Here is a 21,990-nt window from a genome sequence, read left to right on the forward strand (position 1 = left end):
CCGTCGGGCCCGGCCCCGCAGCCTGCGAGACCGGGCCCGACGGGTACGGACTCAGCCGGAGAGGCGCACCGGCATGATCAGGTACTTGTACGCCTCGTCCGCCTCGGCATCGACCGCCGGGCGGCCGCTGAGCAGCGCCGGCTTGGTCGAGGTGGTGAAGCTGAGCTGCGCGGCCGGCGAGTCGATCGCGCTGAGGCCGTCCAGCAGGAAGGTCGGGTTGAAGGCGATCGAGATGTCGTCGCCCTCGAGCTTCGCGTCGACGCGCTCCACAGCCTGTGCATCGTCGCTGGAACCGGCCTCCAGGATCAGGACGCCCTGTTCGAAGCTGAGGCGGACCGGGGTGTTGCGCTCGGCGACGAGGGCCACGCGCTTGACGGCCTCGACGAACGGGGCGGTCTCGATCACGGCGATGGAGTTGAACTCCGTCGGGAAGAGCGTGCGGTACTTCGGCAGGTCGCCTTCGAGCAGGCGGGTGGTGGTGCGGCGGCCAGCGCCCTCGAAGCCGATGAGGCCCTCGCCGGCGCCGGAGCCCGACAGCGCCAGGGTGACGGTGTCACCGCTGGTCAGGGACTTGGCGGTGTCCAGGAGCGTCTTCGCGGGCACCAGGGCCACGGCGGAGGCGTCCGGGTTCTCCGGCTTCCACAGGAACTCGCGGACCGCGAAGCGGTAGCGGTCGGTCGAGGCCAGGGTGACCCGGTCGCCCTCGATCTCGATGCGCACGCCGGTCAGCACGGGCAGCGTGTCGTCGCGGCCGGCGGCGATGGCGACCTGGGCGGCGGCGGAGGCGAACACCTCACCGGGCACGGTGCCGGTGGCGGTGGGCATCTGCGGCAGTGCCGGGTATTCCTCCACAGGCAGGGTGTGGAGTGTGAAGCGCGAGGAGCCGCAGACCACGGTCGCCCGTACACCGTCTGTGGAAATCTCCACGGGCCGGTTGGGGAGAGCGCGGCAGATGTCGGCGAGCAGCCGGCCGGAGACCAGGACGGTGCCGTCCTCCTCGACGTCCGCCTCGACGGAGACGCGGGCCGAGACCTCGTAGTCGAAGCCGGAGAGGGACAGCAGGCCCTCCTCGGCCTTCAGCAGCAGGCCCGCGAGAACGGGCACCGGCGGCCGGGCCGGGAGGCTACGGGCGGCCCAAGCCACCGCCTCCGCCAGTACGTCGCGCTCCACCCGGATCTTCACCGGAACCGCCTCCTGCTGTTGCTCGCTCGTCTGCCGGCCTTCGTCGTCGGCTCGTCGATGCCTCGACCGATGCCGGGGACCAGTCTGACGTACGGCGCCGACAGTCGTCGCTGCCGGCGGTCAAGTCGGGAGTGAGGTGTCGGGGAGGCCTGCCCACCGAGTTGTGCACAGGACCTGCTTGAAAACCGAATCCGAGCTAACTATCTATGGGGGTAGTAGTAGGGCCTGTGGAAACGGTGGATAACCCCGTTCTCGCAGGTCACCCCACGTTTTTTATCCCCACACCCTGTGGGTGACACCGGTGGACAACACGGTGTCTCTGTGGAGAACAAATATTTCTGCACAGGCCATCCCCAGGTGACCCCGACTACTCCACAGGTGTGTCCCCAGCTTTCCCCCGGTACTCCACAGCCCAAACGTCCACCTCGGTGTGACCGCTTTCACTCGGGGCGGTGAGATGGGCCTGGTTGTTGCCGAACAGTGGACAACGGTGTGGGTAAGTCGTCTGATCCTGTGCACAGGACGCGCGACCCTGTGGGCCGACGGTGGACAACCCCGGGGACGGTCCTGTGGACGAAATTTTTATCCACAGGCTGTGGATGACGCTTGCGCACAATTCCACAGGGGGCTGACCAGCCCTGATGGTGCCTCACACCGGGGGCCTGTGGACAGTCTTGTGGGTTGCGGGCTCGATCCCCAGGGTGTGGACGGAAGAAAGTCACCGAATCTGTGGATGAGTTGCCCCCCAGGGGGCGTATTCGAACAGGTTGGGGGCGCGCGGACGAAGAAGGGCGCCCCCGAAGTGGTCCGGGAGCGCCCTCTGGATGCGTTTGGGAAGGCCCTACGGGCGCGTCCGAAGCCCTCGCACAGGCCTTTCTGGGGAGCCGGCGGCAGTGGCGTCAGGCGTTCTTGATGCGGTTGGTGAGCTCGGTGACCTGGTTGTAGATGGACCGGCGTTCTGCCATCAGGGCGCGGATCTTGCGGTCCGCGTGCATGACGGTGGTGTGGTCGCGGCCGCCGAACTGCGCCCCGATCTTGGGCAGCGAGAGGTCCGTCAGCTCCCGGCACAGGTACATGGCGATCTGCCGGGCGGTCACTAGCACGCGGCTGCGCGAGGAGCCGCACAGGTCGTCCACCGTGAGCCCGAAGTAGTCCGCCGTGGCGGCCATGATGTCGCTTGCGGTGATCTCCGGCGCGCTGTCCTCGCCGCCCGGGATCAGGTTCTTGAGGACGTCCTCGGTCAGGCCCAGGTCGACCGGCTGGCGGTTGAGGCTCGCGAAGGCCGTGACCCGGATCAGCGCCCCCTCCAGCTCGCGGATGTTGCGCGAGATGCGGGAGGCGATGAACTCCAGGACCTCCGGCGGGGCGTTGAGCTGCTCCTGGACGGCCTTCTTGCGCAGGATCGCGATACGGGTCTCCAGCTCGGGCGGCTGGACGTCGGTGATCAGGCCCCACTCGAAGCGGTTGCGGAGCCTGTCCTCCAGGGTGACGAGCTGCTTGGGCGGCCGGTCGGAGGAGAGCACGATCTGCTTGTTGGCGTTGTGGAGCGTATTGAAGGTGTGGAAGAACTCCTCCTGCGTCGACTCCTTGCTCGCGAGGAACTGGATGTCGTCGACGAGCAGGATGTCCATCTCGCGGTAGCGCTTGCGGAACGCGTCGCCCTTGCCGTCGCGGATGGAGTTGATGAACTCGTTGGTGAACTCCTCGGAGCTCACGTAGCGCACGCGGGTGCCGGGGTACAGGCTTCGCGCGTAGTGCCCGATCGCGTGCAGCAGGTGCGTCTTGCCGAGGCCCGACTCCCCGTAGATGAAGAGGGGGTTGTACGCCTTCGCGGGCGCCTCGGCGACGGCCACCGCGGCCGCGTGCGCGAAGCGGTTGGAGGCGCCGATCACGAAGGTGTCGAAGAGGTACTTGGGGTTCAGGCGCGCCGTCGGTTCGAGCGGGCCGGAGGTGGAACCGCCGGACGGGGCCGGGGGCGGCGCGGGCCGGCCCGGGGACGGCCGCGAGGCGGGCTGCTCGTACTGCTGCTGCTCGTATGAACGGGGCTGATGCGACTGGTGTGACGGACGCGACTGCTGGGGTTCGTACGGGGACTGCTCGTACTTCTGCTGCTCGTAGCCGCCCTGGTCGTAGCCCGAGGGCTCGGACTGCTGGAGGTAGCCCGGCTGCGGGGAGGCGTACGGGTCGCGCTCGGGGAAGCCGCCGAGGCGGGGCTGCTGCCAGCCGTACTCGTCCTGCTGTCCGCCGCGGGGCCATGCGCCGGGCTCGGGGCGCGGCTGCTGGTAGTCCGGGTACGCGGGGCGGGCGCCGGGGAGCTGGTCGTCGCCGCCCGGGCCGGTGTGGCCGCCGGGGCGGCCGCCGTAGGGCTCGTACGAGTCGCGCTGCGCGGCGGGGGACGCCGGGGGCGCGGGCTCGCCGGCGGAATCGTCGACGGTGATGGCGATGCGGATGGGGCGGCCGCACTCACGGCTGAGGGCGTCGCTGATCAGCGGGGCCAGGCGGCCCTCCAGGACGCGCTTGCCCCACTCATTGGGGACGGCGAGCAGCGCGGTGTCGGCGACCAGGGCCAGCGGCTGGCAGCGCTCGACCCACTGCTTGTCCTTCGGCTCGATGCCCTGCTGTCCCTCCCCGAGGAGCTTTTCGAGCACCCTTGGCCACACTGCGGCAAGATCGGCAGGTACGTCAGCCACAGAGCACGCTCTCTCACAGGGGGTCCCACGAATGTGTGGTTCTTTGGGACGGTCGGGACAAAAAATCCGGGGTCGGACAACGGTAGTCAGGCCGACGGGTACGGTTCAAGTCGTTGTCCACAGCCTGTGCACAGTGTGGGGCCACGTCGGCTCGGTTTGACCGGATGGCGTAGCCGCGCGTACCGTAACGAGGTCGAGTTGTCGATGGCTGCTGCCGCCTGCCTACCGATGGGCGAAGATCACTGATTGTGATCGTTTTGCGGTGCCACTCGGGCGAACACGCGAGTTTCCTCGTGGGCGCACGGTGACAGCCAGGCGATGTCCCGCCATAACGATTTATTCTCTGGAGCCCCCGAGTGAGCAAGCGCACCTTCCAGCCGAACAACCGCCGTCGTGCCAAGACCCACGGCTTCCGCCTGCGGATGCGTACCCGTGCCGGTCGCGCGATCCTCGCGAACCGTCGTGGCAAGGGCCGCGCCGCCCTTTCCGCGTAACAAAGCGCGGGTCGTGACGTCGTGCTGTCTCCCGAGAATCGGCTGAGGCGGCGCGAGGACTTCGCGAGCGCGGTACGTCGAGGTCGCCGGGCTGGTCGCCCGCTCCTCGTCGTCCATCTACGTACAAGCGGTGCAACGGACCCGCACGAGTCGGGGGAGACTGTTCCCTCGACGCGTGCGGGTTTCGTCGTCAGCAAGGCTGTCGGCGTTGCCGTCGTCCGCAACCGGGTCAAGCGCCGCTTGCGCCATCTCGTACGCGAACGGCTGTCCCAGCTGCCCGCCGGTAGCCTGGTGGTGGTGCGGGCTTTGCCCGGAGCGGGTGATGCCGGCCTCGACGAGCTGGCCCGGGACCTGGATGCCGCATTGCTGCGGCTACTGGGAGGCGTGCCTCGATGAAGTACCCGCTGCTCGCTTTGATCAAGCTGTACCAGTGGACGATCAGTCCGCTGCTCGGCCCGGTGTGCCGCTACTACCCCTCGTGCTCGCACTACGGGTACACGGCCATCGACCGGCATGGTGCGGTGAAGGGGACGGTCCTGACCGCCTGGCGGATCCTGCGGTGCAATCCGTGGTCCCCGGGTGGTGTGGACCATGTCCCACCTCGTAAACGCCCGCGTTGGCACGAGCAGCTGCGCAGTGCGTTGCGTAGATCTCGCAATGCTCAAGGAGCCTGATTAGTGGACACGATTGCCAGTCTGTTCAGTTTCATCACCACGCCCGTCTCGTGGGTCATCGTCCAGTTCCACTCGCTGTACGGCGCGATCTTCGGCCCGGACAGCGGATGGGCCTGGGGCCTGTCCATCGTGTCCCTGGTGGTCTTGATCCGTATTTGCCTGATCCCGCTCTTCGTGAAGCAGATCAAGGCGACGCGTGGCATGCAGGCGCTCCAGCCGAAGATGAAGGCGATCCAGGAGCGCTACAAGAACGACAAGCAGCGCCAGTCCGAAGAGATGATGAAGCTGTACAAGGAGACGGGTACCAACCCGCTCTCCTCGTGCCTTCCCATCCTGGCGCAGTCCCCGTTCTTCTTCGCGCTTTACCACGTGCTGTCGGCCATCGCCAACGGGCAGACCATCGGCGTCATCAACCAGTCGCTGCTGGAGAGTGCGCGACAGGCTCACATCTTCGGTGCCCCGCTGGCGGCGAAGTTCACGGACAGCGCCGAGAAGGTCGCTTCCCTGGGCGCTTCGATCACCGATGTACGCATCGTGACCGCCGTCATGATCGTCATGATGTCGCTGTCCCAGTTCTACACCCAGCGTCAGCTGATGCAGAAGAACGTCGACCTCTCGGTCAAGACGCCGTTCATGCAGCAGCAGAAGATGCTGATGTACGTCTTCCCGCTGATCTTCGCGGTCATGGGCATCAACTTCCCCGTCGGTGTTCTCGTCTACTGGCTGACCACGAACGTGTGGACCATGGGTCAGCAGATGTACGTGATCAACCAGAACCCGACGCCGGGCAGCAAGGCCCAGGACCAGTACCTGACCCGCCTGCTCAAGCAGGTCACGTCGCACGGCGAGATCAAGGGCCGCGGCAAGAAGAAGATCGTCGCGGGGATCGTGGCCAAGGGCCCGGACCGCAACGACAACGAGCGCAAGTTCATCGCCACTCTGACGAAGCAGGGCATGGCCGCGCAGGCGGACGGCTCCGTGATCAAGAGTGTGGAGGCCACGGCCGACTCGGATGCGGCCAGTGGCGGCGCTGCCAAGCGCAACCAGCCGAAGCGGCAGTCGAAGTCGCAGCGGCAGACGCCCCCCAGCAAGCCCTCTTCCAAGAAGTAAGAAGGAGTCCCTCCCGTGACGGAAGGCACCACCACCGCCGCCGCTGAGAGTGGCGACACCCTGACCCGCCTCGAGCAGGAGGGTGAGATCGCGGCCGACTACCTTGAGGGTCTGCTGGACATCGCCGACCTGGACGGCGACATCGACATGGACGTCGAGGCCGACCGCGCGGCGGTGTCGATCGTCAGTGACTCCGCCAGCCGTGACCTGCAGAAGCTCGTGGGCCGTGACGGAGAGGTTCTGGAGGCTCTGCAGGAGCTGACCCGCCTCGCCGTGCACCGGGAGACCGGGGACCGTAGCCGGCTGATGCTGGACATCGACGGGTTCCGTGCGCAGAAGCGCGAGGAGCTGGCGATCCTGGGCGCCAAGGCGGCGGCGGACGTGAAGGCGTCCGGCGAGCCGATGAAGCTGGCGCCGATGACGCCGTTCGAGCGGAAGGTCGTCCACGACGCCGTGGCGGCCGCCGGTCTGCGCAGCGAGTCCGAGGGCGAGGAGCCGCAGCGCTTCGTCGTTGTGCTCCCGGCCTGACCGGAAGCGTGAGTGTTCGGCCCCGTCTGTGTCGCAGGCGGGGCCGATGTTTGTCAGCCTGGCAGTCGAGGGCGGCATCGTGAACAACGCGGCATCGTGAAGACGATGCCGGTCGAAGGTTTTCAGAACCATGCGGAACGGAAGGACGGTCCCCGTGACGGAGGCAGCAGAGCTTCCCCCGGTGCCCGAAGTGGCGCGCGCGGTGTTCGGTGAGTTTTTCCCGGAAGCGGTGCGGTATGCGGAGCTGCTGGCGGACGCGGGGGTCAAGCGTGGGCTGATCGGTCCGCGTGAGGTGCCGCGGCTGTGGGAGCGGCACCTGCTGAACTGCGCGGTGCTCTCCGAGGTGGTGCCCGAGGGCGTCACGGTGTGCGATGTGGGTTCGGGTGCGGGACTGCCCGGTATCCCCCTGGCTCTGGTGCGGCGGGATCTGAAGATCACGCTGCTTGAGCCGCTGCTGCGTCGTACGACCTTCCTCCAGGAGGTCGTGGAACTGCTGGGCCTGGATCACGTGACGGTGGTGCGCGGGCGGGCCGAGGAAGTCCTCGGAAAGCTCCAGCCGGTGCACGTGGTGACGGCTCGCGCGGTGGCTCCGCTGGACCGGCTGGCGGGCTGGGGTGTGCCGCTGCTGCGTCCGTACGGCGAGATGCTGGCGTTGAAGGGCGACACCGCCGAGGAGGAGCTGGTTTCAGCGAAGACCGCTCTGACGAAGCTCGGTGTGGTGAAGACCTCCGTCCTGCACGTGGGCGAGGGTCTCGTGGACCCGCTGTCCACAGTGGTCCGGGTCGAGGTCGGAGAAAGCCCCGGTGGGGTGAGGTTCGCGGCCAAGCGGGCTAAGGCTGCCCGGGTCAGCCGCACGCGCCGACGCCGCTGATCCCGCCAAGGTGCTCGCGTGCGCGGGGTTTCCAGTGGAGATTTCGGGTGTGTTGAGCCCTATAGGTATGGATTTCGGAGTGTCGTAGCGGCCTGATGACTCCCTCCGGGCATCGTGTTTCACGTGAAACGTCCCTCTCTGCTGCACGGAATCATCAGCCGCGGTCGTGCGGCAGCGTCCCCCCGTCACCGCAAGGACGAAGGGGGGACGGAGTTGTCCACATCGGTGGATTCATCCACAGGAGTACGGGCCCCGCTGGTTCGCGACCCCGATGCCATGGCAGGCTCTGTTCATCGCGAGCCTGATGTCGAGGAGAGTGACACCGTGCGGTCCGACGCCAACCTCGCGGGGCCGATGGCCGATCCGGTCCCCGGTCCCCGCTCTGAAGCACCGGGCGAGGATGTTTCACGTGAAACATCGTCGCCCCTTGTAGACAACGACACCCCCATCGGCCGAGCTGCCCAGCTGGCCGTCGAGGCGCTGGGGCGCGCCGGCGAGGGTCTGCCCCGCCCGGCGCAGACCCGGGTCATGGTGGTCGCCAACCAGAAGGGCGGCGTCGGCAAGACCACGACGACCGTGAACCTTGCGGCTTCTCTGGCCCTGCACGGTGCGCGGGTCCTGGTGATCGACCTCGACCCGCAGGGCAATGCCTCCACGGCTCTGGGCATCGATCACCACGCGGACGTGCCGTCGATCTACGACGTGCTCGTGGACAGCCGCCCGCTGCTGGAGGTCGTCCAGCCCGTGGTGGATGTGGAAGGCCTCTTCTGTGCCCCGGCCACGATCGATCTGGCGGGTGCCGAGATCGAGCTGGTGTCACTGGTGGCGCGCGAGAGCCGGCTCCAGCGGGCGATCCAGGCGTACGAGCAGCCGCTCGACTACATCCTGATCGACTGCCCGCCCTCGCTGGGACTGCTGACGGTGAACGCGCTGGTCGCGGGCGCCGAGGTACTGATCCCGATCCAGTGCGAGTACTACGCGCTGGAGGGACTGGGGCAGCTGCTGCGCAACGTCGATCTGGTGCGGGCCCATCTGAACCAGACGCTCCACGTGTCGACGATCCTGCTGACGATGTACGACGGCAGGACGCGGCTGGCCTCGCAGGTCGCGGAGGAGGTGCGCACCCACTTCGGCAAGGAGGTGCTGCGCACGAGCATCCCCCGGTCAGTGCGTATTTCCGAGGCGCCGAGCTACGGGCAGACGGTGCTCACGTACGACCCGGGCTCCAGCGGTTCCCTCTCCTACTTGGAGGCGGCGCGCGAGATCGCGCTGCGGGGGGCCGGTATTCATTACGACGCCCAGCACGCCCATCTGGGCGCGGGCCTGAACAGCACGCAGAGTGTGGCGGAGGGGATCCAGTGAGTGAGCGACGTAGGGGGCTGGGGCGGGGGCTCGGCGCGCTGATTCCCGCGGCTCCCCAAGAGAAGACGCCGTCGGTGATCGGTTCCGGGTCGACGTCTCCGTCGGCGGTACCCGTACTGCCTTCGGAGCGAGGGGTCGCGGCGGCGAAGCTGGCCGCATTGGCCCAGGCCGATGTTTCACGTGAAACATCGGTGCCGGTCGTGGCGGTGGATGAGCCGGAGCCGGTGGGTCCCGAGGCCAATGTGGTGGCCGGGGCGACGTTCGCGGAACTTGCGATGGACGCGATCACCCCGAATCCGCGGCAGCCCCGCGAGGTGTTCGACGAGGACGCCCTGGCCGAGCTGGTGACCTCCATCCAGGAGGTGGGTCTGCTGCAGCCGGTGGTGGTGCGGCAGTCGGGGCCTGGCCGCTACGAGCTCATCATGGGCGAGCGGCGTTGGCGCGCGTGCCGGGAGGCCGGACTGGATCGCATCCCGGCGATCATCCGGGCGACGGACGACGAGAAGCTGCTGCTGGACGCGCTCCTGGAGAACCTGCACCGGGCGCAGCTGAACCCGCTGGAGGAGGCTGCGGCGTACGACCAGCTGCTTCAGGACTTCAACTGCACGCACGATCAGCTGGCGGACCGGATCGGGCGTTCACGTCCGCAGGTGTCGAACACGCTGCGGCTGCTGAAGCTGTCCCCGCCGGTACAGCGCCGGGTGGCGGCGGGAGTGATCTCGGCCGGGCATGCGCGGGCGCTGCTGTCGGTGGAGGATTCCGAGGAGCAGGACCGGCTGGCGCATCGGATCGTGGCCGAGGGGCTGTCGGTGCGTGCTGTTGAGGAGATCGTGACCCTGATGGCTTCCGAGCCGTCGAGCCCGGTCAAGCCGAAGGGGCCGCGGGCGGGTGCCCGGGTGTCGCCGGCACTCAGCGAGCTGGCGACGCGCCTGTCGGACCGGTTCGAGACGCGGGTGAAGGTGGATCTGGGCCAGAAGAGGGGCAAGATCACCGTTGAGTTCGCCTCGATGGAGGATCTGGAGCGGATTTTGGGGACGCTGGCGCCGGGCGAGGGCCGGGTGCTGGAGCAGGGTCTTTCCGGGGAGTGATTCCCGGGCCGCCAAGGGGCGGATCGTGTCGGTGGGAGCCGGTGCGGTCCGCCCCTTTGCCGTGTCTTGTCGCGGTTTCGGGTGCTGTGCCATCGAAGAAAGCATGGTCAGTGGATACGATTCCCTCATGGGTCGTCGGCTGGTACCGCTCACGCTGGACAACCTCCAGGACCTGCCCCGGCGTTGCCGGTCCTGCGTCTTCTGGGAGCTGGATCCGGTCAGCGGTGCGGCCGCCGTGAAGTCGGGGACTCCGGCACAGGAGAAGGAGGCGTGGATCTCCGCCGTCCTGTTGGAGTGGGGATCGTGCGGCCGCGTGGTCTATGTGGACGAGGTCCCGGTGGGGTTCGTGCTCTACGCGCCGCCGGCGTATGTGGCCCGGGCCACGGCCTTTCCGACGAGTCCGGTGTCCCCCGACGCGGTCCAGCTGATCACTGCGTGGATCATGCCCGGCTATCAGGGACAGGGCCTGGGACGGGTGATGGTCCAGACGGTGGCGAAGGACCTGCTGCGCCGGGGCTTCCGCGCGATCGAGGCATTCGGGGACGCGCGGTGGGACGGGCCGGCGTGTCTGCTGCCCGCCGACCATCTGCTGGCGGTGGGCTTCAAGACGGTGCGGCCTCATCCGGTGCATCCACGGCTGAGGCTGGAGCTGCGCTCCACGCTGTCGTGGAAGGAAGACGTGGAGCTGGCTCTCGACCGGCTGCTGGGTGCGGCGCGCAAGGAACCGGCGCTTCGTCCCCTGTGAGCCTGTGGAGATGCGAAACGGGGCCGCCCCTTGAGGAGCGGCCCCGTTTCAAACGTTGCGTCAGGCCGTCTTGATCTCGACGAAGTCCGAGAGGTCGCGCAGGATGGCGGCCTTGGGCTTGGCGCCGACGATGGTCTTGGCGACCTCGCCACCCTGGTAGACGTTCAGCGTCGGGATGGACATGACGCCGTACTTGGCAGCCGTGGCCGGGTTTTCGTCGATGTTGAGCTTGACGATCTCGATCTGGTCGCCGTACTCGGCGGCGATGGCTTCCAGCGACGGAGCGATCTGGCGGCACGGACCGCACCAGGCCGCCCAGAAGTCGACGAGGACGGGCTTGTCGCTCTTGAGGACCTCGGCGTCGAAGTCGTCGTCGGTCACGTTCTTGAGGGTGCCGGCCACAGCGGCCTCCTTCTTCCTGCGGGGTGTGGGGTGTAGGGGGTGGTACGGGGTCAGACCGTCGCGTGAGCCTTCTCGGCGTCCGCGAGGGCGGCGAGGAAGCGCTCGGCGTCGAGGGCGGCGGAGCAGCCCGTGCCGGCGGCGGTGATGGCCTGACGGTAGGTGTGGTCCACGACGTCGCCGGCACCGAACACACCGGTGAGGCTGGTGCGGGTGGAGGGCGCGGCCACCTTGAGGTAGCCCTCTTCGTCGAGGTCCAGCTGGTCCTTGAACAGTTCGGTGCGCGGGTCGTGGCCGACGGCGATGAAGAGGCCGGTCACGGGCAGCTCGGAAGTCTCACTGGTCTTGGTGTTGCGCAGGGTGAGGCCGGAGAGCTTCTGCTCGCCGTGGATCTCGGCGACCTCGCTGTCCCAGGCGAACTTGATCTTCGGGTCGGCGAAGGCGCGGTCCTGCATCGCCTTGGAGGCGCGCAGGCTGTCGCGACGGTGAACGATGGTGACGGTCTTGGCGAACCGGGAGAGGAAGGTGGCCTCCTCGATCGCGGTGTCGCCGCCGCCGACCACGGCGATGTCCTGCTCCTTGAAGAAGAAGCCGTCGCAGGTGGCGCACCAGGAGACGCCACGACCCGAGAGGGCGTCCTCGTTGGGCAGACCGAGCTTGCGGTGCTGAGAACCGGTGGTGACGATGACGGCCTTGGCGCGGTGCACGGTGCCGGCGGTGTCGGTGACCGTCTTGATCTCACCGGTGAGGTCCACGGACACGATGTCGTCGGGCACGAGCTCGGCGCCGAAGCGCTCCGCCTGGCCGCGCATGTTGTCCATGAGGTCCGGGCCCATGATGCCGTCCTGGAAGCCGGGGAAGTTCTCGACCTCCGTGGTGTTCATCAGCGCGCCACCGGCGGTCACGGCACCTTCGAAGACCAGGGGCTTGAGCGAAGCGCGTGCGGTGTACAGGGCGGCCGTGTAACCGGCCGGCCCGGAGCCGATGATGATCACGTTTCGTACGTCGCTCACGGGTTTTTTCCTCGTCTCTGCGGACTGCCTGCTGCTGCCGGGGGGCCGGTGTGGACTCTCACCCCACCCAACGGATCCTACGGCGCATGCATTCCCCTTCCGTCCCCCGTGCGGACGGCGGGGTGTCAGCTCCGGGGGTAGGTGCTGCTGAGCAGAGTCTTTCCGGGAGCGGTGGAAAGGCCGTTCCCGCAGGCGGCGTCGACGAGGTAGGCGTCCACTAGGGCAGGGTCGCCGGGGTGGGCGAGGACGAGGAGGTAGACGTCCTTGCCCTCGTACGTGCCCCGGTCGGTGGCGAGCGGAGCGTCCGCGCGGCCGGTGCCCTCCTGGACGCACGCGGGGACGGTCGCCGCGCTGCGGTCCCCCGAAGCCACCCCGGGAGCCGGAGCGGTGTCCATCCCGTAGGTGTTGTTCTGCTCCCCCGGGGGCGTCTTGGGGTGCTGCCCCGGGCCGAGCAGGTCACGGACGCTGCCCTGGAGGCCCTGGGCGGTGTACAGGGGTCCGGCGGTCTTGGCGCTCGAGGCATCACCGCGCGCGGTGGTGTCGTGCAAGGCGGGCGTGGACGGGAGGCCGGTGGCCAGGAAGATCCCGAGTGCGCAGGCGGCGACGAGTGCACCGATGGCGGCGATCCGGCGGCGGGCGCGGCGCCGGCCGGGACCGGTTGAGCCGGTCGGGTGACCGGAGGGCCGCTGGGCACCTGTTCCACCGCCTCCGACAGGGCCGGCGGCTGATGTTTCACGTGAAACATCATCGTCCTCGGCACGCTGCGGGACGGACCGCGGGCCGGGTGCGGCCGGAGCGGACCCGGGAGCGGGAGTGGTGGCGTCGAGGAGCGCCTCGGCGGCCAGGGCCGCGTCGATGCGGCCGGCGATGTCGACGGGCATCCGCGGGTGCCCGGGGAGGGTGCCGAGCAGGGCCCGGATCTCCTCCAGGGAGGCGCGGACGTCGGCGCACAGAGCGCAGCCGCCGAGGTGGCTGCGGACCTCGGCGGTGCGGGACGGGGAGAGCAGGCCTTCGGTCAGGTCGGAGATCTCGGAGACGTCCGGGTGCCGGATCGTGCCGGTAGGGGGGCTCACGCTCGTCCACCTCCGCCCTTCACTGCGTCTGGATCCGGTGCCGGTTCCCTGGGTTCTGCCGTGGGTGGGACGGCTGTCCCCGGCGTCCGGTTCCTTCCCCGCTCAGTGGCGGTGTTATCCCCGGCATTCGTGCGTAGATGAGTGAGTAGCGGGACGAGTTTCGCCCGGCCACGGGCACAGCGGCTCTTCACGGTGCCGGTGGGCACGTCGAGGATCCGTGCGGCTTCGGCTACGGGGTAGCCCTGCATGTCGACCAGGACCAAGGCCGACCGCTGTTCGGCCGGGAGCGTGCCGAGAGCGGCCAGGAGCTGGCGGTGGAGGTCCTGGCGCTCCGCGGGGGCCTCGGCGGACTCGTGGGGCTCCAGGAGGCGCTCCAGGCGGTCCGTGTCGTCGAGGGGCGCCGTCTTGCGGGAGGCGGCCTTGCGAGCCCGGTCCAAGCAGGCATTGACGGTGATGCGGTGGAGCCAGGTGGTGACGGCGGATTCACCGCGGAAGGTGTGCGCGGCCCGGTAGGCGGAGACGAGCGCGTCCTGCACGGCGTCGGCGGCTTCCTCACGGTCGCCGAGGGTGCGCAGGGCCACGGCCCACAGCCGGTCGCGGTGGCGGCGTACCAGCTCACCGAAGGCGTCCGGGTCTCCGGCGGCGTGCAGCGCCATGAGTTCCTGGTCGCTGCGTCCGCCGGGTGTGGCGTCGTCCAACGGTGAGCCCCTCCCCTGGTCTCTGTCAGCCCGTGAACTTCACATCCGTGATGGCCTGCTTGAACCCGGCCTGGCTGTACTGGTCACCGCCCGCTTGTGGCATGGCGGTGATCCACACGAGGACGTAGCGCGTCTTGACCGGCGCCTCGGCGGCCAGCTTGAGGGAGCTGTCCGACGTGGTGGCGGTCGCGATCTGCTTCATGGAGCCGACCGGGGTCGACGAGGACATGGAGCCGGTCGCGTAGAGCGTGGCGGTGGTGTGGTCGCCCGCGAACCGCAGCGCTATCGAGGCGGCGCTGACGTCCTCCTCGGAGCCGAGATCGTAGACGATGCCGACCCCGGCCTTGTAGGCCTTCATGTCGGGTCCGTCGTAGAAGCTCTTGGTCCGCCAGTACGTGGAGGCGTCCCCGTCGTAGGTGTTCGAGACGCCCTCGAGGTCCTGGGGGTTGCCGTCGGGGTAGTACTCCTGGGCGCCCTTGACGGAGAGCGGGACCGGGTCCTTCTTGTTCGGTGCGTCGTCTCCCTTGGGCGCCGGGTTCTGGTTGTTGCCGTTGCCCTGGCTGCTGTGGTCCAACAGGGCGTCGGCGAGCTGCCAGCTGCCCAGGCCGAGGGCGGCGATGAGCAGGGCGGCGACACCCCACTTGAGGGCCCTGCCGGTACGGCTCTGCAGCGGGGGCGGCGGGGGGACGACGGTGACGTTCTGGGTGGAGGGCATGCCGGGAGGCGTGGGCCGGCCGTAGCTGCCCTGCTGGTAGGTCGTGTGCTGGTACTCGGGCGGCGCGGTGAAGGCGGGCTCGGGCGGCCGGATGCGGGGCATCGCGGCGACGGCCTTGGCCAGCTCCTCCGGGGTGGTGCAGGCGGGTTCCTGACGGGAGGCCGTCGCCCCGTCGTTGGCGAGCGCACGCATGGCGAGCTCGCCGAGGCCGCGGTGGACGCCGGCGCGGACCTGGTCGGGAGCGATCAGCCCGACGCCCTTGGGTAGGCCGGTGAGGCCGTAGGCGTCCGTCTCGTAGGGCCAGCGCTGGGTGAGGGCGGCGTACAGGAGCGCCCCGATGGCCTCGGTGTCCGCGCGCTGCGGGGTCTCGCTGGTGATGCCGCGCAGGGCGGCGTTCACGGCGAGGCCGCGGATGCGGTACTGGCCCGTTGAGGTGCGCAGTATCGCGCTGGGCGTGAGCCGCAGATGGGCCAGGCCCTCGCGGTGCGCCGCCGTCATGGCCTGCGAGACCTGGCTGACGAGCTGGTAGGCCTCGTGGGGCTCCAGGGGGCCCGCGGCGAGGAGTGCGGTGAGCTCGGTGGCGTCGGGCAGCCATTCGTGCACGACGTAGACGAGGTCGTTCTCCTCCACGGCGTCGAGGACCTGGACGAACCGGGGGTCGCCGAGCAGGGCGGAGGAGCGGGCCGCGGCCAGGACGGCGCGGGCCCGGGGGTGGTCGGCGGGCAGCAGGTGGACGCCCACCGCGCGGCGCAGTTTCTCGTCCATCGCGCGCCAGCTGCTGAATCCGTCCAGACGGGTGACGCACTCTTCGAGGCGGTAGCGCCTTGCGAGCTTGTGGCCGCTGTGAAGTTCGGGTGCGGCCGCAGGGGCCGCGTTTTTGCGTTCGCCGTCCTTTTCGGGCATGGGTCCGTCCGCGGCTCGTCCGTTCTGGGTGTCCACCCCGTCGGCCGTGGCCTTGGCCGCATCTGCGGCCAGCGGCTCATCGCCGCTGTTGTCGGCCACGTCGACGGCAGCCGTGCTACGTTCCGCCACCGTCGTTCCTGCCTCCCCATCCGTTGCACGCTATCGGCCAGTCTGCGAAGCCAAGCCAATTGTGCCCACAGTCCGGCGCTCTGCACGACACGCGGTGGGGGTCTTGGTCGGATTGTGCGTGCCCGAATCAGCGCCCCATGCGCCCGCGGACCATTCCGACCATGGCGTTGAGCTCCTCGATCCGCATCCGCTTGGCGGCGATGAGGAACACGGCGGCGAGGGCCACACCCCCGGTGACCAGGGAAACAACGGAACCGACGACTCCGCTGCCGAGCCACTGGGTGACCGCGTAGGCGGCGGCGCCGGCCACGGCGGCGGCCGGGACACAAGCTCCGATGAGTCGCGCGTAAGTCCGCATCACGTGGGCGCCGTCGAGGTTGCCGCCGAGGCGGGTGCGCAGCCGCCGCCAAGCGACGCCGACGCCGACGGTGTAGCCGAGGCCGTAGGCAGCGGCCATCCCGACGACCGCCCAGCGTGCGGGGAGGACGAGGAAGGCGGCCGTGGAGACCGCCGCGTTGACGGTCGCGACGATGACGGTGTTGTAGAAGGGCGTCCGGGTGTCCTCGTAGGCGTAGAAGCCGCGCAGGACGACATATTGGACGGAGTACGGGATCAGCCCGAGGCCGAAGGCCATCAGGACGAAGCCGATGTTCTTCGCGCCGTCGCCGGCGCCGGCGTAGAGCAGGGTGGCCATCGGGACGCCGAGGGCGAGGAAGGCGAAGGCGCAGGGCACGATGGCCACGGCCGAGGTGCGCAGGCCGTAGGAGATGTCGTCGCGGACCGCGGCGGCGTCCCCGTCGTGCGCGGAGCGGGAGATGCGGGGCAGGACGGCCGTCATGACGGAGACGGTGATGATCGCCTGCGGCATCTGCCAGAGCAGCAGCGCGTAGTTGTAGGCGGTGATGCCGGTGCCGTGGTGGCCCTGCTTGTCGGCCACCTCGCCGGCCCAGGTGGCGAGCTGGGTGACGACGACGAGGCCGATCTGGTTGGCGAGGACGAAGAAGAACGTCCACTTGGCCAACTTGGCGGCCTTGCCGAGGCCGTGGCCCTTCCAGTCGAAGCGCAGCCGCGGCCTGAAGCCCGCGTCGCGCAGGTACGGAAGCATCGCGAGGGCCTGGACGGTGAGGCCGAGCAAAGTGCCGATGCCCAACAGCCGTACACCGTCGGCGGTGACGGTGCCTTCGGCGATGCCGGAGGAGGTGAAGCCGCCGAAGGCCCAGATGAAGGCGCCGAAGGTGGCGATGACGACGATGTTGTTGAGGACCGGGGTCCACATCATCGCGCCGAAGCGGCCGCGGGCGTTGAGGATCTGACCGAGCACCACGTGGACGCCCATGAAGAACATGGTCGGCAGGCAGTAGTGGGCGAAGGCCACGGCGACTTCGAGCCGCTGCGGATCCGAAGCGATCTTCTGCGACATCATGCTGATGAACAGCGGGGCCGCAAGGACGCAGATCGTGGTGACACCGGCCAGCAGGACCACCACGAGGGTCAGCAGGCGGTTGGCATAGGCCTCGCCGCCGTCCTCGTCGTTCTTCATCGCCCGGACCAGCTGGGGGATGAAGACGGCATTGAGGGCTCCGCCGCCGACCAGCACGTAGATCATCGTCGGCAGGGTGTTGGCGACCTGGTAGGTGTCGTTGAGCGTGCTGACGCCGATGGCGCCGGCGATCACCAGGGTCCGCAGGAAGCCGGTGATGCGGGAGACGATCGTGCCGGCGGCCATGAGCGCACTGGACTTGAGGAGGCTGGAGGCGCGCCCGGCGGGCTTGCTCGGGGCCGGGACGGCCACGGGGGCGTCCTCGGCCGGGGTGCGCGGCGCCCCCTCCTGGTCCCGGTACAGGTGGGCGAAGGCGTCGGGCTGCGGGTCCTGGTCGGCGGCCTTGGTGACCAGGGAGTCCACGCCGACGAACTGCGTGGTGGTGGCGTGGTCGCCGTAGGGCAGGTGGCGGGAGGGGCCGTCCGGCTCGGGCGGCGGGGTCTGGGCCCACACGCGCGGGTCGGGGGCGTACGAGGGCGACGGCGGCGCCGCGTAGAGCGGGCCGGGCTCCTGGAAGGTGCCGGGCGGTGGCGGCGGGTGCGCGGACCGGTCGTAGAGGACCTCGGTGACGGGGTCCTGGGCCGACAGGTCCTGCGACCGGTACGGGTCGTAGTCGTAGGCGTCCTGGACATACGGGTCGTGATCCGGTGCGGGCGAGGGCGCGGGCACCTGCCCGGGCACCGGGGTGCCGGGAGCAGTGCCCTGGGAGGGCGCGGGCCCGCCAGTGCCCCGCGCGCGGTCACCGTCGTACGGCGCGTTCATCGAAACCCCACCTCATCGTCCCCAGGCCGACCGGCCACGGCATCGCTCAACGGTCCACTGTCTCACCCGGGCCGGACGCCTCCGTGCTTTGCGGTCCGGTGTCCGGGGACTCGTCACTCGGCTGCGTGCTCTCCTGGGCTGCCGCCCGGGCCGCGACGCGCTTGCGGCTGGCGTACATCTTGATACCAGCCAGAACGAGGAGCAGGACACCGCCGGCGATGACGAGCATGACGGTGGAGGTGACCTCGGTGGCCTCGACGGTGAACTTGCGCTCCTTGCCGTAGGGCACGCCGTCCGTGGTGAAGAGCTGAGCGGTGACCTCCACCGGACCGGTCGCCGTGGCGTTGGCGGTGAACTTGACGGTCTGGCTGTGTCCGCCCTGCACGACGATTTCCTGCTGGGCCTCGCCCTTGTCGCCGAACATCAGGCGGGTGGGGTTGGCGGACTTCACACGCAGGACCAGGTTGTGGACGTCCTGGACGAGGCTGTTCTGGACGCTCACGGGGATGGTCGCGCTGTGCCCGGAGAGCGTGGCGTCGGACTTGGGAACGACCTTGACCTTCTCGGTGAGCCCGTTCAGGTACTGCTGCACCTGGCTCCGGTAGTCCAAGGCCGCCTCGGGGCGGCCCCGCCAGGACGTGGACATCTCGCGGTTGGTCGTGTTGCCGAAGGGGATCTCGACGCGGTCGGGCGCCGTGAGGATCACCTTGAAGTGGTCGAGGGTGTTCTGCGTGGCGCGGATCTTCTCGAAGGCGGCGACCGGCAGCTCCTGGCTCGCCAGCGCCTCGGGGTACTGGCCGGCGCCCGGGACCTGGGTGGCGGCCCCCGGGTCCGGCTTGGTGGCGGCCGCGGCCTCTAGGTCGGCGGGCTGGGTCCAGCGACCCGCCTGCAGGCCGCGGAGGGCGGCGGCCATCGACTGCGCCTGGCTGGCGGAGGGCATCCTGTCCGGGGCGACGACCACGCTGCGCTGGCTGTCGGTCTTCTGGAGGTTGAGCGCGAGGCTCTGGGCCAGGAACTGCTGGACCGCGAGGACGGAGTTGCCGGCGCTGAGCATGTCGCCCCGGAAGGCGGTCGAGAGGTCCGCGTCGGCAACGACGGCGGTGGTGCCCGCGCCGATGGGGCGGGCGGCCGACGGGGTGTAGCCGAGGGCGCCGGTCTCCTGGAGGCTGTCGCTGCGGGTGAGCACGTTGTGTGCTCCGGCCGAGGTCGCGACGTTGACGATCGACGGATCGATCGCGCCGTCCACGGGCCATGAGAAGTCGGTGGAGGCCGGGACGTGCAGGACCGTCTCGACGGCCTGCTTGGCCTTGTCGGTGGCGGGCCGCAGCTGGCCCAGGGTGCCCGACACGTCCTTGCCGCGGTGGGCGAGGGAGGCGATGTCGGGGTCGGCGAAGGGCAGCGCGACGACCTTCTTGCCCTGGACGGCCGTCTCCAGCGCGCTCAGCCACTGCTCGGCGACGGCCTTGTTCTTGCCCGGGAGGGGCTTGCCGGCCGGGTCGGGGTTGCGGATCCGGTAGCCCTTGGTCATGGCGTCGACCGACTGCAGCAGGTCGGGGTCGATGACCCAGGTGATGGGCAGGTCCTTGCCGAGGGAGACCATCTGCTCCAGGCGCCCGCCGGCGCGCAGCTCGTCGGCGAGGGAGTCGTCGAGGAAGACGGGGGTCTGCACGTCGTCCGATCCGGTCTCCGCCGTCAGGTGCGTGGTGGAGATCAGCGGCCACACGTACGTCATCTGGTAGCGATTGGCGGAGGCCTCGGGCTGCCAGGGCAGGAAGGTCCGCTTGATGCCGAGGACCTGCTCGTACTGGCGGCTGTCGGTCTCCCCGGACAAGGAGACCCCGAGCTGGTAGACGCCGTCCTTGTCGAGCTCCAGCTTGCTCACCGGCACCTTGATGGTGAAGGGCTGAGCGACCTTCGTGGGAAGCGACGGGATCTTGACGGCGTATTCCGAGGAGATCTCGGCCGGATCGGTGCCGGCCCGGAAGGCACCCCGCTCCGCCGCCTCGCCGATGGAGCTGCGGTCACCCAGTGCGGGACCGACACGCAGACCCACATGTGCGTCGGTGATCTTCTCGCGGCCGTTGTTGACCACGGTGCCGGAGATCGTGAGGGTGTCGCTCTTGATCGGGGCGGTGGGGGCCACCTCGTGGAGCTGGATGTCGACGGAGGCCGCCTCGGCGGCCTGTGCCTGGGGGGCGGGCGTGTAGACCAGACCCGCGAACACGGGCGTTCCGGCGAGCAGGACGACCGCGCGCCGCAGCCAGCGTCGCCGGGCAGGGGCGGGGCATGCCCCCTGGATGTCTGCCGCCTCGGCCACGCGCTCGCCCGTCCCTCGAAGTGTCATGGTCGTCGTTTGTGCGTCCACGCATGGTAACGAGACCCGCTGTGCGCGAGTGCCACGCCTTGCTCCACATGATCGGGTCAGCCCCGACGGGGCTGTGGGGCGGGGTGGCCACAAACGAGGAAGCTCCCGGCGGGCGGGGCACGTACCCTTTTCTGTTGTGCCGAACGCCAACGAAGACAACCCCAGTGTCCTGAACCAGGTGCAGCTCCGCGCGGTGAGTGAACTGCTGCGTGTGGCCCCTGTCGCCGACGAGCTCGGCCGCCGCTTCCAGGAGGCGGGCTTCAGCCTTGCCCTGGTCGGCGGGTCCGTCCGCGACGCGCTGCTGGGGCGTCTCGGCAACGACCTCGACTTCACCACCGACGCCCGCCCCGAGGACGTGCTCAAGATCGTCCGGCCGTGGGCCGACTCGGTCTGGGACGTCGGTATCGCCTTCGGCACGGTCGGGGCCCAGAAGGGTGCCCGCGTCGCAGGCGTTGATCGAAACTTTCAGATCGAGGTGACGACGTACCGCTCCGAGGCGTACGACCGCACGTCGCGCAAGCCTGAGGTCTCCTACGGCGACTCCATCGAGGAGGACCTCGTCCGGCGCGATTTCACGGTCAACGCCATGGCGCTGGCCCTGCCGGAGCAGGAGTTCATCGACCCCCACGGTGGTCTGGAGGACCTCCGCACGGGCGTCCTGAGGACCCCCGGGCGTCCCGAGGACTCCTTCTCGGACGACCCGCTGCGGATGCTGCGCGCGGCACGGTTCGCGGCGCAGCTGGACTTCGAGGTCGCCCCCGAGGTCGTGGCCGCGATGACGGCGATGTCCGGCCGGATCGAGATCGTCTCGGCGGAGCGTGTGCAGGGTGAGCTCAACAAGCTGCTGCTCTCCGCGAACCCGCGCAAGGGTCTGGGCCTGCTCGTGGACACCGGGCTGGCCGACCACGTGCTGCCCGAGCTGCCGGCGCTGCGGCTGGAAAGTGATGAACACCACCGGCACAAGGACGTCTACGACCACTCGCTGATCGTGCTGGAGCAGGCGATCGCCCTGGAGGAGGACGGGCCGGACCTGGTACTGCGGCTCGCGGCGCTGCTGCACGACATCGGCAAGCCCCGCACCCGCCGGTTCGAGAGCGACGGACGGGTCTCCTTCCACCACCACGAGGTGGTCGGCGCGAAGATGACCAAGAAGCGCATGACGGCACTGAAGTACTCCAACGACATGATCAAGGACGTCTCCCGGCTGGTGGAGCTGCACCTGCGCTTCCACGGGTACGGCGACGGGGAGTGGACCGACTCCGCGGTGCGCCGCTACGTCCGCGATGCCGGTCCGCTGCTGGAGCGCCTGCACAAGCTGACCCGCTCCGACTGCACCACCCGTAACAAGCGCAAGGCCAATGCCCTCTCCCGGACCTACGACGGGCTGGAGGAGCGCATCGAGCAGTTGCAGGAGCAGGAGGAGCTGGATGCGATCCGGCCCGACCTGGACGGCAACGAGATCATGGAGGTGCTGGACGTCGGCCCCGGTCCCGTGATCGGCAAGGCCTACGCGTTCCTGCTGGAGCTGCGGCTGGAGAACGGCCCGATGGGCCGTGAGGCGGCCGTCGCGGCTCTCAAGGAGTGGTGGGCCGCCCAGGCCTGATGCGCGGCCTCAGGCCGACGGGGTCCGTGACGTCGAAGGGCTGGAT

The 21,990-nt window shown here is 69.2% G+C and carries 19 protein-coding genes; 10 read left to right on the top strand and 9 right to left on the bottom strand.

Annotated features, from left to right (window positions below; all coding sequences use genetic code 11):
• Positions 1 to 51: 51 nt before the first annotated feature.
• Both dnaN and dnaA read right to left on the bottom strand, forming a co-directional pair.
• A complete protein-coding gene (dnaN, locus tag ACFWB8_RS26625; RefSeq protein WP_385232090.1) occupies positions 52 to 1,182 on the bottom strand; it encodes a DNA polymerase III subunit beta in 1,131 nt (376 codons plus the stop codon).
• A gap of 899 nt (positions 1,183 to 2,081) precedes the next feature.
• Entirely contained in the window at positions 2,082 to 3,872 is a 1,791-nt protein-coding gene (gene dnaA, locus ACFWB8_RS26630; RefSeq protein WP_385232093.1) for a chromosomal replication initiator protein DnaA, read from the bottom strand.
• A gap of 356 nt (positions 3,873 to 4,228) precedes the next feature.
• On the opposite strand from dnaA, the gene rpmH reads away from it, so the two are divergent.
• From rpmH to ACFWB8_RS26675, 9 genes are all read left to right on the top strand, one after another.
• On the top strand, positions 4,229 to 4,366 hold the full coding sequence (gene rpmH / locus ACFWB8_RS26635) for a 50S ribosomal protein L34 (RefSeq protein ID WP_008741645.1): 138 nt from the start codon (positions 4,229 to 4,231) through the stop codon (positions 4,364 to 4,366).
• A gap of 21 nt (positions 4,367 to 4,387) precedes the next feature.
• Entirely contained in the window at positions 4,388 to 4,762 is a 375-nt protein-coding gene (gene rnpA, locus ACFWB8_RS26640) for a ribonuclease P protein component (protein ID WP_385232096.1), read from the top strand.
• Positions 4,759 to 5,040 (top strand): membrane protein insertion efficiency factor YidD, encoded by a 282-nt coding sequence (yidD, locus tag ACFWB8_RS26645; protein ID WP_075970728.1) that lies wholly within the window; start codon positions 4,759 to 4,761, stop codon positions 5,038 to 5,040. The genes rnpA and yidD overlap by 4 nt, the downstream gene beginning before the upstream one ends.
• Before the next feature lie 3 nt (positions 5,041 to 5,043).
• On the top strand, positions 5,044 to 6,150 hold the full coding sequence (gene yidC, locus ACFWB8_RS26650) for a membrane protein insertase YidC (protein ID WP_385232100.1): 1,107 nt from the start codon (positions 5,044 to 5,046) through the stop codon (positions 6,148 to 6,150).
• Between the two features lie 15 nt (positions 6,151 to 6,165).
• Positions 6,166 to 6,678: a protein jag gene (locus ACFWB8_RS26655; RefSeq protein ID WP_385232103.1), complete on the top strand. Its 513-nt coding sequence runs from the start codon at positions 6,166 to 6,168 to the stop codon at positions 6,676 to 6,678.
• 154 nt (positions 6,679 to 6,832) lie between these two features.
• A complete protein-coding gene (gene rsmG, locus ACFWB8_RS26660) occupies positions 6,833 to 7,549 on the top strand; it encodes a 16S rRNA (guanine(527)-N(7))-methyltransferase RsmG (protein WP_385232106.1) in 717 nt (238 codons plus the stop codon).
• Positions 7,550 to 7,825: 276 nt separating this feature from the next.
• On the top strand, positions 7,826 to 8,911 hold the full coding sequence (locus ACFWB8_RS26665) for an AAA family ATPase (RefSeq protein ID WP_385232109.1): 1,086 nt from the start codon (positions 7,826 to 7,828) through the stop codon (positions 8,909 to 8,911).
• A complete protein-coding gene (locus ACFWB8_RS26670) occupies positions 8,908 to 9,999 on the top strand; it encodes a ParB/RepB/Spo0J family partition protein (RefSeq protein ID WP_385232112.1) in 1,092 nt (363 codons plus the stop codon). The genes ACFWB8_RS26665 and ACFWB8_RS26670 overlap by 4 nt, the downstream gene beginning before the upstream one ends.
• A 127-nt stretch (positions 10,000 to 10,126) precedes the next feature.
• A complete protein-coding gene (locus tag ACFWB8_RS26675; RefSeq protein ID WP_385232115.1) occupies positions 10,127 to 10,744 on the top strand; it encodes a GNAT family N-acetyltransferase in 618 nt (205 codons plus the stop codon).
• A 60-nt stretch (positions 10,745 to 10,804) separates the two neighbouring features.
• On the opposite strand, the gene trxA is transcribed toward ACFWB8_RS26675, so the two are convergent.
• From trxA to ACFWB8_RS26710, 7 genes are all read right to left on the bottom strand, one after another.
• A complete protein-coding gene (gene trxA / locus ACFWB8_RS26680) occupies positions 10,805 to 11,146 on the bottom strand; it encodes a thioredoxin (RefSeq protein ID WP_385232118.1) in 342 nt (113 codons plus the stop codon).
• 50 nt (positions 11,147 to 11,196) lie between these two features.
• Positions 11,197 to 12,156, bottom strand: a complete 960-nt coding sequence (gene trxB, locus ACFWB8_RS26685; protein WP_385232121.1) for a thioredoxin-disulfide reductase — start codon at positions 12,154 to 12,156, stop codon at positions 11,197 to 11,199.
• A 125-nt stretch (positions 12,157 to 12,281) separates the two neighbouring features.
• Positions 12,282 to 13,229 carry a hypothetical protein gene (locus tag ACFWB8_RS26690; RefSeq protein WP_385232124.1) on the bottom strand — a complete coding sequence of 316 codons (948 nt, stop codon included), beginning with the start codon at positions 13,227 to 13,229 and terminating at the stop codon, positions 12,282 to 12,284.
• Complete coding sequence (sigM, locus tag ACFWB8_RS26695; protein WP_385232127.1) at positions 13,226 to 13,927, bottom strand: RNA polymerase sigma factor SigM; 702 nt, start codon at positions 13,925 to 13,927, stop codon at positions 13,226 to 13,228. Before sigM ends, ACFWB8_RS26690 begins: the two co-directional genes overlap by 4 nt.
• A 25-nt stretch (positions 13,928 to 13,952) precedes the next feature.
• On the bottom strand, positions 13,953 to 15,674 hold the full coding sequence (locus ACFWB8_RS26700) for a protein kinase family protein (protein WP_385232130.1): 1,722 nt from the start codon (positions 15,672 to 15,674) through the stop codon (positions 13,953 to 13,955).
• Between the two features lie 127 nt (positions 15,675 to 15,801).
• Positions 15,802 to 17,976, bottom strand: a complete 2,175-nt coding sequence (gene murJ, locus ACFWB8_RS26705) for a murein biosynthesis integral membrane protein MurJ (RefSeq protein WP_385232133.1) — start codon at positions 17,974 to 17,976, stop codon at positions 15,802 to 15,804.
• A gap of 46 nt (positions 17,977 to 18,022) precedes the next feature.
• Positions 18,023 to 20,320, bottom strand: a complete 2,298-nt coding sequence (locus ACFWB8_RS26710; RefSeq protein ID WP_385232136.1) for a DUF6049 family protein — start codon at positions 20,318 to 20,320, stop codon at positions 18,023 to 18,025.
• 157 nt (positions 20,321 to 20,477) lie between these two features.
• On the opposite strand from ACFWB8_RS26710, the gene ACFWB8_RS26715 reads away from it, so the two are divergent.
• A complete protein-coding gene (locus ACFWB8_RS26715; RefSeq protein ID WP_385232139.1) occupies positions 20,478 to 21,944 on the top strand; it encodes a CCA tRNA nucleotidyltransferase in 1,467 nt (488 codons plus the stop codon).
• Positions 21,945 to 21,990 lie beyond the last annotated feature (46 nt).

The sequence above is a fragment of the Streptomyces sp. NPDC060031 genome (assembly GCF_042736805.1).
In the GTDB taxonomy this organism is placed as follows: domain Bacteria; phylum Actinomycetota; class Actinomycetes; order Streptomycetales; family Streptomycetaceae; genus Streptomyces.